The organism is Streptomyces sp. NPDC060198, assembly GCF_042728415.1.
GTDB lineage: Bacteria > Actinomycetota > Actinomycetes > Streptomycetales > Streptomycetaceae > Streptomyces.
The window spans coordinates 1-11,753 of record NZ_JBHWZJ010000220.1 but is presented as its reverse complement, the minus strand read 5'-3'; the positions used below and the strand labels follow the sequence as shown (position 1 = coordinate 11,753).

The following is an 11,753-nucleotide window of genomic DNA, read 5'->3' as shown; positions in this document are numbered from 1 at the left end:
CCGTCCCACCGCTCGCGCGGCGGGACGGGGCCCTTCTCGGTGCTCAGTGAGGAGCAACCAGGTCAGACGATCAAGTAATTACTTGATGATCTTGGTGACCTGGCCGGCGCCCACGGTCCGGCCACCCTCACGGATGGCGAACTTCAGGCCCTCTTCCATGGCGACCGGCTGGATCAGCACGACGTTCATGATGGTGTTGTCACCAGGCATGACCATCTCGGTGCCCTCGGGAAGGGTCACAACGCCCGTCACGTCCGTGGTACGGAAGTAGAACTGCGGGCGGTAGTTGTTGAAGAACGGGGTGTGACGGCCACCCTCGTCCTTCGACAGGATGTAGGACTGGGCCTCGAACTCGGTGTGCGGCGTGACCGAACCGGGCTTGATGATGACCTGGCCGCGCTCGACGTCCTCGCGCTTGATGCCACGGAGGAGCAGACCGACGTTCTCACCGGCCTGGCCCTCGTCGAGCAGCTTGCGGAACATCTCGATGCCGGTGACCGTGGTGGTGGTCTTCTCCTGCTTGATGCCCACGATGTCAACGGTCTCGTTGACCTTCAGGACACCACGCTCGATACGACCGGTGACGACGGTGCCACGACCGGTGATCGTGAAGACGTCCTCGATCGGCATCAGGAACGGCTTGTCGACGTCACGCTCGGGCTGCGGGATCGACTCGTCGACGGCGGCCATCAGGTTCAGGACCGACTGGCCCCACTCCTTGTCGCCCTCGAGCGCCTTGAGCGCCGAGACCTTGACGACCGGCAGGTCGTCGCCCGGGAACTCGTACTCGGAGAGGAGCTCACGAACCTCGAGCTCGACGAGCTCCAGGATCTCCTCGTCGTCCACCATGTCGGCCTTGTTCAGGGCGACGACGATGTACGGAACGCCGACCTGGCGGGCCAGGAGCACGTGCTCCTTGGTCTGCGGCATCGGGCCGTCGGTGGCGGCGACCACGAGGATGGCGCCGTCCATCTGCGCGGCACCCGTGATCATGTTCTTGATGTAGTCAGCGTGACCCGGGCAGTCGACGTGCGCGTAGTGACGCGACTCCGTCTGGTACTCGACGTGCGCGATGGAGATCGTGATTCCACGCTGACGCTCTTCGGGAGCCTTGTCGATCTGGTCGAAGGCCGAGGCCTCGTTCAGGTCGGGGAACGCGTCGTGCAGCACCTTGGTAATGGCGGCCGTGAGGGTCGTCTTACCGTGGTCGATGTGACCGATGGTGCCGATGTTGACGTGGGGCTTAGTCCGCTCGAACTTCGCCTTCGCCACTGGGTCCTCCTGGGGAGTGGTTCTGTACGCCTTGCTTCATCGGCGCCAGGTGATCTTTGCTGGGATGCCGGAGCCCGGGGCATTCACCGCAACGCTCGCGCGCTGCGGTAAAAGCCCACCAGGCTCCGGTGACAAGCCTAAAGCGTGAGCTCGGGAGAGTTACTCGCCCTTGGCCTTCGCGATGATCTCCTCGGCGACGTTCCGCGGAACCTCGGCGTAGGAGTCGAACTGCATCGAGTAGCTTGCGCGACCCGAGGTCTTGCTACGGAGGTCTCCGACGTAGCCGAACATCTCCGAGAGGGGCACGAGGCCCTTCACGATGCGAGCACCGTGGCGCTCCTCCATGGCCTGGATCTGGCCACGGCGGGAGTTGATGTCGCCGATGACCTCACCCATGTAGTCCTCGGGCGTGGTGACCTCAACGGCCATCATGGGCTCGAGAATGACGGGAGAAGCCTTGCGCGCGGCCTCCTTGAAGGCCTGCGAACCGGCGATCTTGAACGCGAGCTCCGAGGAGTCGACCTCGTGGTAGCCACCGTCGAGAAGGATGACGCGGACGCCAGTCATCTCGTAGCCGGCCAGGATGCCGAACTGCATGGCCTCCTGCGCACCCGCGTCCACCGAGGGGATGTACTCCCGGGGGATACGGCCACCGGTGACCTTGTTCACGAACTCGTACGAAGCGTCGCCGCCCTCGATGGGCTCGATCGCGATCTGCACCTTGGCGAACTGACCGGTACCACCGGTCTGCTTCTTGTGGGTGTAGTCATGACGCTCGACGGCCTTGCGGATCGTCTCGCGGTACGCGACCTGGGGCTTGCCGACGTTCGCCTCGACCTTGAACTCGCGACGCATACGGTCGACGAGGATGTCGAGGTGGAGCTCGCCCATACCACCGATGATGGTCTGGCCGGTCTCCTCGTCCGAGTGAACACGGAAGGAGGGGTCCTCCTCCGCGAGACGCTGGATGGCTACACCCAGCTTCTCCTGGTCACCCTTGGACTTGGGCTCGATGGCGACCTCGATGACCGGCGCCGGGAAGTCCATGGACTCCAGGATCACCGGGTTCTTGTCGTCGGACAGCGTCTCACCCGTGGTGGTCTGCTTCAGGCCCATGACGGCGACGATGTCACCGGCGCCCACCGACTCGATCTCCTCACGCTTGTTCGCGTGCATGCGGTAGATCTTGCCGATGCGCTCCTTCTTGCCCTTGACGGAGTTCAGCACCGCGGTGCCGGCCTCCAGGCGACCCGAGTAAACCCGGATGAAGGTGAGCTTGCCGAGGTGCGGGTCGCTCGCGATCTTGAAGGCGAGCGCGGCGAGCGGCTCGTCCACAGAAGGCTTGCGGGTGATGACCTCGTCGGCGTTGTTGACCGCGTGGCCCTCGATGCCCTCGACGTCGATCGGCGACGGCAGGTAGCGGACCACGGCGTCGAGCAGGGGCTGAACGCCCTTGTTCTTGAACGCGGTACCACAGAACACCGGGCTGATCGTCGTGTCGCCACCCTTGCCGGAGGCAATGGTGATGCGACGGACGGCCGCGTAGAGCTGCTCCTCGGTGGGCTCGGTGCCCTCCAGGTACAGCTCCATGAGCTGGTCGTCGTTCTCGGCGACGGTCTCGACGAGCTTGCCGCGGTACTCCTCGGCGAGCTCAACGAGGTTGGCCGGAATGTCGACGACCTCGTACATCTCGCCCTTGGACGCTTCGGCCGTCCAGACGAGGGCCTTCATGCGGACCAGGTCCACGACGCCCTCGAAGTCGGCCTCGGCACCGATCGGCAGCTGCATCACGATCGGGGTGGCGCCGAGGCGGTCCACGATCATGTCGACGCAGCGCAGGAAGTCGGCACCGGTCCGGTCGAGCTTGTTGACGAAGCAGATGCGCGGGACGCCGTAGCGGTCCGCCTGACGCCAGACAGTCTCGGACTGGGGCTCGACGCCGGCAACGCCGTCGAACACCGTCACAGCGCCGTCGAGGACGCGGAGCGAACGCTCCACCTCGACGGTGAAGTCCACGTGGCCGGGGGTGTCGATGATGTTGATCGTGTGATCGACATCTTCGAGGGGCCAGTGGCAGGTCGTCGCGGCGGACGTGATCGTGATGCCGCGCTCCTGCTCCTGCTCCATCCAGTCCATCGTGGCAGCGCCGTCGTGGACTTCACCGATCTTGTACGAAACGCCGGTGTAGAACAGGATCCGCTCAGTGGTGGTCGTCTTGCCCGCGTCGATGTGGGCCATGATCCCAATGTTGCGGACCTTGGCCAGGTCAAGCGAAGTGGTAGCCATAAGGCTTCAGTCTTCTCTCGGTCTCGATGTGGGTAACGACTACCAGCGGTAGTGCGCGAAGGCCTTGTTGGACTCGGCCATCTTGTGGGTGTCCTCGCGCTTCTTGACGGCCGCACCGAGGCCGTTGGAGGCGTCGAGCAGCTCGTTCATGAGGCGCTCGGTCATGGTCTTCTCACGACGGGCGCGGGAGTAACCGACGAGCCAGCGCAGAGCGAGGGTGGACGCGCGACCGGGCTTGACCTCGATCGGCACCTGGTAGGTGGCGCCACCGACACGGCGGGACTTGACCTCAAGGGCGGGCTTGACGTTCTCAAGCGCGCGCTTCAGCGTGATGACCGGGTCGTTGCCGGTCTTCTCGCGGAGGCCTTCCATGGCGCCGTACACGATCCGCTCGGCGGTGGAACGCTTGCCGTCGAGCAGGATCTTGTTGATCAGCGACGTGACAAGAGGAGAGCTGTAGACCGGGTCGATGATGACCGGGCGCTTCGGGGCGGGGCCCTTACGAGGCATTCTTACTTCTCCTTCTTGGCGCCGTAGCGGCTGCGGGCCTGCTTGCGGTTCTTGACACCCTGGGTGTCGAGCGAGCCGCGGATGATCTTGTAACGAACACCCGGCAGGTCCTTCACACGGCCACCACGCACGAGCACGATGGAGTGCTCCTGCAGGTTGTGTCCCTCACCCGGGATGTAGGCCGTGACCTCGATGCCGGAGGTCAGACGCACACGCGCGACCTTACGGAGCGCCGAGTTCGGCTTCTTCGGGGTGGTCGTGAAGACACGCGTGCAGACGCCGCGGCGCTGGGGCGAACCCTCGAGTGCGGGCGTCTTGTTCTTCTCGACCTTGTCCTGCCGGCCCTTCCGGACCAGCTGCTGGATCGTAGGCACTACTTCTCCGGTTTCTGTGTGCCGTTCGTTGAAACTAACCTGGAACGTCGCCGACCCACGCGGTCGGGTGTGTCGAATACTGCAAGCCTCTGCCGGAAAACAACGGATGAAGCGCAGATTGCGGTGGCCCTTGTCCGGACCCGGCCTGCGGCTGAGGACACGCATGCCGAGCCCAGGCACACCCCAGGCACAAGGCTTGAGCGTACCTACCTCATCGACTTGGGTCAAAACAAATGCTGTGCACCCAACCAGTAGGGGTCCGAGGGCCGTGACCGGCCGGATCCGGACAGGCGCGCGGCGTGCACGGCAGGAATACGACCTTGGGCGGCCCGCAAACCACGTTCTCAGTACATTGAACCGCGCGGCAGGACGAGCGGGGGACGACATCGTGGTGGCAACGTACGTACCCGGCGGCGACGGACTCGACGACCGGGTCCCCTTCCTCGCGCGGCTGGAACACGAGGAACGGCTGTGCCTCCTGAAACTCGGCCGGGAGCTCCGCTTCACTGCGCGCGCCCCTCTGCTCCGCCAGAACGAGCCGTCCGCCTACGTGCTGCTGATCCTCGCGGGGTGGACGAAGGTGACCGAATCCGCGCCGAATGGTTACGAGGCGCTGCACGCCCTGCGCGGTCCTGGCGACATCGTGGGCGAGTCGGCCGCGCTCACCGGACGGCCTCGCTCTGCGACGGTGACCGCGCTGGCTCCCGTCCGGGCGGTGGTGGTCGAACAGGAGAAGTTCCGGGCCTTCGTGGCCGGCTCCCCCCAGGTGTCCCTCGCGCTGCTGGCCCTGAGTGCCGACCGCGGACGCGCGTCGGACCGGCGCAACCTGGAGTTCGCCGCGCTGACCGTACGGGAACGCCTGGCGGTGCTCCTGCTGGAACTGGCGCGGACCCACGGCGAGCGGACCGACGAGGGCATCGAACTCGACATCCCGCTGAGCAAACAGGAGCTCGCCGGCTCGGTCGGCGCGTCCAGGGAGATGGTCCAGCGGCTGCTGAAGGATCTGCGGGACCGGGGAATCGTGGTGACGGGCCGCCGTGCCATGTTGATCGTGCGGCCCGACGCACTTCGTCGCATAGCCCGCCTCCAGGAGCCCGCCCGACCGTACCCTCCCGAGGTCCCGCGCCTTCCGTGACCGGACGGTTGCGGTCGGTGGATCTGTGCACGGGGTCACACTCCGACTGAGTCATCCGTCCTCCCTCCCGCAGCCCCTCCGGCCGCACTCTCGTCCTCTCCGGACCACGGAGACCGAGAGCGAGGAGCGACTCATGAACGAACCCGTGAACAGCACCATCCTGTTGCTGGACATCGAGCGGTTCAGCGACCGGGACGACGTCGAGCAGGGGTACCTGCGCCGGATGCTGTACGACCTCACCGACCGGGCGCTGCTGGCCGCCGGAATCGACGAGACCCGCCGCCGGAGAGCGGACCGGGGCGACTCCGTGATGGAGCTGATCGACGCCAACGCCTCGGTGACCGCGCTGCTGCGAGCCCTGCTGACCGAACTCCCGGCCCAGTTGCGCGGCATGAACCGCCAGGCCTCGCGTTCCGCCCAGATGCGGCTGCGCGGTGTGGTCGCCGCCGGATACGTGGCGGTGGACCAGCACCAAGGCTGGGTCGGCAGCGATCTCAACCACGCGTGCAGGCTGCTGGACGCGGACCTGCTGAAGGAGGCACTGCGGGAGCGCCCCGACGACTTCGCTCTGTGCGTGTCGGACGCGGTCTACCAGGGCATCGTGCGCCACAGCCACGTCGGGGTGCCGTCCGAGGAATTCCACTCGGTGACCATGGACAGCAAGAACGGCCCGCTCGCCGCGTGGCTGCACGGTCCGGTGCCGTCTTCGGACTCCCTCATGAAGACGTCCTCGGCCGAGGGAGGTCAGTCCCCCGTGGAGGCGGTGCCGTCTCTGCCTCCCGGCGCCGACCGGACGCCGATCATCGGTGGAGTCTTCGGCGGTACCAATCACGGCATCGCCGGAGGCACCTTCAGCGGCGACTTCCACTTCGGCGGCGGCACGGACCGTGGGGACCGCCGATGAGCAGCGAGGAGCAGCAGGCGGGCGCGGCTCCTCCCCAGGAGGGCGACCAGCCCTCGGCGCCGTCGGACGCGCAGCAGAACGACAAGGAGGAGTCGAGCGAGACGGACCGGCCGCAGACGGCTTGGGCGGCCCTGCGAGATCTGACGGACCACATTCCGCGGACGATCGGTCTGGGCGATGCCTCGCAGATCGAGGGAGGCATTTTCGGCGGCACCAACCATGGCATCGCCGGCGGTACTTTCAGCGGCGATTTCCACTTCGCCCAGGAGATCAACTACCAGCTCGGCCGTTCCGTCGGTGTGTACGCATCCGGTGAGATTGCGCCTTCCAGGCTGGAGGACCTCTCCCGCTTCTTCGTTCCCGGAGCGGCCGACTTCGACGAACTGGTGGCGCGGCTGGCCCGAGAGCATGTGCTCGTACTGGCCGGCCCCCACTTCACCGGCCGCCGCACGGCCGCGCTGATGCTGCTCCAGCGCCTCGGCGTCCATCCGGTGCGGGCCGTGAGCCGGGACACCACCGCGAAGGGGCTGACCGGATACCTCGAAGAACACGACGGCCCCGGAGGCCACGTCCTTTGTGACCTTGTCACCGAGCGCGGCCGGCCCTTGCGCGAGGCGGATGTGCTGGCCGCTCGAAGCAAACTGGGTGAGAACGGATACCTGGTGATCACCGTCGGGCCGTCCGCCCTGCTGGAGGACGTCCCGGTGGTGCCGTGGCAGGCGCCCGACCCGATTGATGTCCTCCGCGCGCATCTCGGTGCCCTCGTCGGGGAGGACACCACGACGGAAATGCTCGTCCTGCCGTCGGTGACGGCATTCCTCGAACGAAGCCACCAGCCTCGCGAAGCTGCCGCGTTCGCTCAGGTCGTGGCGGCGTATGCGGTCGGAGCGGCCGACTCCGAAAGGCTCGCCGACTTCTCCCTGGGCGCCTTGGAGAACCAAGTCCAGGAGTGGTTCGAGGACGACGGATCCGTCGTGCATCTGCGAGAGAAGGCATTCCTCGTCGCCTTGGCCGCTTTCGACGCGGGCCCGTACGCTCTCACTGCCGAACTGGGAGATCTGCTGTACTCCTTCCTCCAGAAGACCGAGGACTCCCTCCTGTCAACCCGGGTCCCGGTCTTCGGAACCCACATCGGCAAACGGCTGCAACTGGCCAGGGCTGAGCGGTACGAGGAGGAGGAACCAACCGAATGGGGCCCTGTCGGTCAGGTAAAGGCCCGATTTCTGGATGAACGCGCCCCTCTCGTCCTGTTGCGCGAGATCTGGACCGGACACCCTTCCGCGCGACCGGCACTGATCCAGTGGCTGCGGCGGCTCTCGGACGATGGCCGGCCGTTCGTACGAACCCGCGCGGCCTCCACCGCCGCAGTCCTCGCCCATACGGATCTGCCGTCGGCAATGGCCCTGGTCATCGAGCCCTGGGCAGCATCCCGCCGCTACCGGCACCGGGGCGTCGCCGTCAACGCCCTCACCCTCACCCACTTCCTGGGCACCCCCAACGTCCCGCGCATCCTGGACGCGTGGTGTGCGGGCGAGACCTCCAGCCTGGTGTGGGTGGCCATCCGCGCCCACGGCCTGATCGGATCAGAGCGCCCCGCGGAGACCCTGGCCGCGCTGCGAGCCGCCGCCAGGCGCCAGGGCGAACAGGACGAGCCGGACGAGCATCTCGGCGCGCAACTGGCGGAATCCGTTGAGCTGCTGCTGCTCTCCGCCGCCGCTGACCAGGTCTTCACAGAATTGACCAGGACCCTGAACGACGACCGTGCGGCGACCGACCTCGCACTCGGCGGCTTCCTCAACGCCTGCTGCCGCACGGAGAAGGACAAGGCGCGAGGACAGCCGCTCCTCCTCAACCGGTACGCACAGGCCCTCACCGCAGGGACTCCGTCCGCCGAGGCCGTGGTCACACTCTGGCGCGCGGCTCTGAACGACCGGGGCTACACCCGCCGCGCTCTCGACATCCTCGGCGAATGGGTCCTGGCGGCCGACCACGATCCCGCCACGGAGTGGGCGCTCGCCGCCCTGCTGCCGTCCCTCGCCACCACCACGACCGAACAGCAGCGCCTCAACCACCTGCTGCGCACCATGCCCGGCGAGGACGGTGCTGCCCTCCCTGCCGCCGCCGGCCGCCTGCTCACCGTACTGCCGCGCGTCTGAGCGTCTTGTCCTCCCTCGTACAGCCAGGAGACCAGCCATGCCCCCGTTCCGCCGCCCGCCCGACTGGGACCAGTACGCCGTACGTCACACGCCGCTCGTCGATCCGGTGGTCACGGTGAGACAGCTGACCCGGTTCGGGTTCGCCCGCCGTGCCCACACCCGGATCGACCACGCTCTCGTGTTCTCCACGCCCGAGGGTGCCTACAAGACCTTTCTGCCACCGCTGCGGCCCTCGCGCGCCTCGGCGGCCGTGAAGCACTACACCGCCGTGTACGAGGTCGACATGGGCATCCACCCGCTCCGCGAGGAACTCCGTCTCCCGAGCTCCGACGACGCCTTCGATTTCGACGCGGTCGTCGACCTCTCGTGGCAGGTGGTCGATCCGGCGCTCTTCGTGAAGAGCGGCCACCGTGACGTCCCACGCCTGTTGACGGGTGAACTGGAGCGGGCGTCCCGCCCTTTCAGTCGTCGTTTCGCCGTTCATCGGAGTTCGGAGGCCGAGCGGGTTCTCCTCCAAGAGGTACCGCTGCTCGGTCCGCTGGGGGCAAAGACGGGACTCACGGTTTCCTGGACCGTGCGGCTGCACGGAGACCAGGGTGCCGTCGAACACGCAACACGCATGAGGGCCATCGATCACACGGCGACCGAACAGGTCCACACCCAGAGACGTGGATTGGAACACGACGCCGCAGCCGAACTCCGGGCCACGAAGCGAGCCGAGCTGAAGACGGGCCGCGCCACCGCGGACGAGCAGCGGGAGCACGAACTCCAGCTGCTCCGACAGCAGCGCCAGCACACAGAGGCACTCGTCCGGGCGCAGCAATCGGTGGAACTCCAGCACGCCAACGCCGAGAAGATCGCTTTCTACGAGAAGCACCTGGAACAGGGCGGGGTTCACGCCTGGGCGCTGCATCTGGCAGATCACCCCAAGGACATGAAGTTGGTGGTGGACAGCCTGCGCCAGGACCAGCTCCAGATGCTCCTCGCTCAGTTGGACTTGGCCGGACAACTCCTCAGCGGTGAAGGGGCAGAATCCCACGAGTTGGAAGCGCCCAAGAACCGTGCTCTACGGTCGGTCATCGACGTACTGAGCCAGTACCTCCCCGGAGTCGCTGTCCAAAGCTCGCGAACCGGCCGATTGTCCGTCGCGTTGTCCGAAGACGAGCCGCAGGCCGAACCGTCGACGCCTGATCACGGGCGCGGGCCCACAGTGGCCGACCAGGTTCTCCCGAGCCCGCTCGACGGCTGGGAGCCTCCGCAGGGCTACGGCAAGATCCCGGTGCGACCCGACGCACCGACCCCGGACGAGCCCGGCCACCAGGGCGGCGCCGAATGACCGACATGACCCCGCTCCCGCCCGTACCGCCCCTACCGCCCGCACCACCAGCCGCCCCGGCACCCGCGTCAGCACCTCTCTCCGTGGCCGGCACCGGGGCCGGGGCACGGCTGCTCCTCGACCTGCGGGCCGAAATCTCCCGCGCCGACAGCAAGGCGTCCGTGCTGGCCGGTGCGCTCGGTATGACCACCGGAGTGATCAGCGGCTGGTTGGCCGGCAGCGGCTGGCGCCCGGCCGCGCTCGACACCTTCGGCGCGGTCCTGTGGTGGACGGGCACCGCAGGTCTGGGAACCGCGCTGCTCTCCATGCTGTTGGCCGTGATCCCGCGATACAGCGCCAGTACCTGGGTCCTCGGAGCACCTATGACCTATTTCGGCGACATCCACCGTGCAGCCAGTCAGAACCTGCTGGCGGAGGCACTGGTCACCACCGAGAACGCCTCGGCCGAGGTGCTCGCCACCTCGCTGACCGAGACGAGCCGCATCGTCGTCCGCAAACACCGGTGGATACGCGTCGGGCTGCTCGCCTTCGCGGTGGGCGCCGCATTGCTCCCGGCCTCCCTGCTCCTCGGCTGAGGTACATCACACGAGAAAGGACGGTCATGATCCCCACAGCATCCGAGCCCGAGGGGCCGGGCGACAGGACTTCCCGGCGGGACTCCGGTCCCGGGCCGCTGCCGGACGACCCCGCGGAGGCGGACACGTGCCCGGCGCCCTCGGACCCGATCGGCCGTCCCGGATCGGCTGACACTGCCGCGCCCCCGGCGCCGGACGATCTGGTCTACCGCCACGGGCCCGGCCGCCGGGTCTACTACGCAGCGTGGCAACGGCACGCCGACGTCACCACGCTGGGGCAGTTGGCGCTCGCCGTTCCTTCGTTCCTCATGAGCGCGGTAGTGGTGCTGCTCGTGTGCGTCCTCGCCGACTGCTGCTTCGGTCTGCCGTTCTGGATACCGGCCGCGCTCTGGCCGGCCTCCGGCGCCCTGGTGTTCCATCGCCCGACGGAGGCCTTCCTCGCCCGCTACTTCTACGGGCTGCACCGCCCCGTACCGCAGGAGGCCGCCCGGCTGGGGGCCGTCTGGCGCGAGGTGACAGCGCTCTCCGGGATCGACGGCGACCGGTACCAGCTGTGGATCGAAGAAAGCGAGGATCTCAACGCCTTCGCAGCAGCGGGGCACATCGTGGCGGTCACCCGGTTCTCGCTGGAAAGACTTCCGAGCGCTCAGCTCGCCGCCGTGCTCGCCCACGAACTGGGCCATCACACAGGCGGTCACGCGTGGGCCGCGCTCCTGAGTGGTTGGTACGCGGCTCCGGGCCTCGTGGCCTGGCGTCTGGTCGCCCCGGCAGTCCGTTCCTTCGTCACCCCCGCACGGTTCGCCCTCTACCTGACCTTCGGCGGTTCCCTTTTGGCCGCAGGCGTCCTCACTCCCGCCCTCGCGACCCTGTTCGCTCTGCCGCCCCTCCTCCTCGTCCTTCCGTACATGGAGGCAGCTGTCGGTCGATGGTCGGAGCTGAAGGCGGACCGGCACGCCGCCGAACTCGGCTTCGCGCCCATGCTGGCCGAAATACTGCAGGCGGAGCACCAGAACGAGGTCCAGGACAGGCGCGCCACTCTCCCGTCACACAGCGCGATGGCGAAGCAGGCGTCCCTGCGCACCCGGCTGCTCGCCACCCATCCCGACGCCGCCACCCGCATCCACAAGCTCCGGGCTTATCTGACCTGACGACCGCTCCGGCCTCCCGAAGCGCACAACGCCGCAGGGCGGCCACCCCCTTCGGGG

The 11,753-nt window shown here is 67.4% G+C and carries 10 protein-coding genes; 6 read left to right on the top strand and 4 right to left on the bottom strand.

Going from position 1 to position 11,753, the window contains the following annotated elements; translation table 11 throughout:
* Positions 1-78: 78 nt before the first annotated feature.
* The 4 genes from tuf to rpsL all read right to left on the bottom strand — a co-directional run bounded on the left by tuf (position 79) and on the right by rpsL (position 4,442).
* Positions 79-1,272, bottom strand: a complete 1,194-nt coding sequence (gene tuf, locus ACFWEP_RS23565) for an elongation factor Tu (RefSeq protein WP_266705279.1) — start codon at positions 1,270-1,272, stop codon at positions 79-81.
* Positions 1,273-1,431: 159 nt separating this feature from the next.
* On the bottom strand, positions 1,432-3,558 hold the full coding sequence (gene fusA, locus ACFWEP_RS23560) for an elongation factor G (RefSeq protein ID WP_387372566.1): 2,127 nt from the start codon (positions 3,556-3,558) through the stop codon (positions 1,432-1,434).
* A gap of 39 nt (positions 3,559-3,597) precedes the next feature.
* Positions 3,598-4,068, bottom strand: a complete 471-nt coding sequence (rpsG, locus tag ACFWEP_RS23555) for a 30S ribosomal protein S7 (protein ID WP_219611728.1) — start codon at positions 4,066-4,068, stop codon at positions 3,598-3,600.
* A gap of 2 nt (positions 4,069-4,070) precedes the next feature.
* A complete protein-coding gene (gene rpsL / locus ACFWEP_RS23550; protein WP_003948652.1) occupies positions 4,071-4,442 on the bottom strand; it encodes a 30S ribosomal protein S12 in 372 nt (123 codons plus the stop codon).
* A gap of 385 nt (positions 4,443-4,827) precedes the next feature.
* Here rpsL and ACFWEP_RS23545 point away from each other — a divergent pair, with 385 nt between their 5' ends.
* From ACFWEP_RS23545 to ACFWEP_RS23520, 6 genes are all read left to right on the top strand, one after another.
* On the top strand, positions 4,828-5,577 hold the full coding sequence (locus ACFWEP_RS23545; RefSeq protein WP_387372568.1) for a Crp/Fnr family transcriptional regulator: 750 nt from the start codon (positions 4,828-4,830) through the stop codon (positions 5,575-5,577).
* A gap of 133 nt (positions 5,578-5,710) precedes the next feature.
* Positions 5,711-6,481, top strand: coding sequence for a hypothetical protein (locus tag ACFWEP_RS23540; RefSeq protein WP_387372564.1), 771 nt, complete (start codon positions 5,711-5,713; stop codon positions 6,479-6,481).
* Entirely contained in the window at positions 6,478-8,637 is a 2,160-nt protein-coding gene (locus ACFWEP_RS23535) for a hypothetical protein (RefSeq protein ID WP_387372562.1), read from the top strand. The genes ACFWEP_RS23540 and ACFWEP_RS23535 overlap by 4 nt, the downstream gene beginning before the upstream one ends.
* A gap of 37 nt (positions 8,638-8,674) precedes the next feature.
* Positions 8,675-9,973 (top strand): hypothetical protein, encoded by a 1,299-nt coding sequence (locus ACFWEP_RS23530; RefSeq protein ID WP_387372560.1) that lies wholly within the window; start codon positions 8,675-8,677, stop codon positions 9,971-9,973.
* Complete coding sequence (locus ACFWEP_RS23525) at positions 9,970-10,548, top strand: Pycsar system effector family protein (RefSeq protein ID WP_387372558.1); 579 nt, start codon at positions 9,970-9,972, stop codon at positions 10,546-10,548. The genes ACFWEP_RS23530 and ACFWEP_RS23525 overlap by 4 nt, the downstream gene beginning before the upstream one ends.
* A gap of 26 nt (positions 10,549-10,574) precedes the next feature.
* Positions 10,575-11,696 (top strand): M48 family metalloprotease, encoded by a 1,122-nt coding sequence (locus ACFWEP_RS23520; RefSeq protein WP_387372557.1) that lies wholly within the window; start codon positions 10,575-10,577, stop codon positions 11,694-11,696.
* The last annotated feature ends 57 nt before the right edge of the window (positions 11,697-11,753 follow it).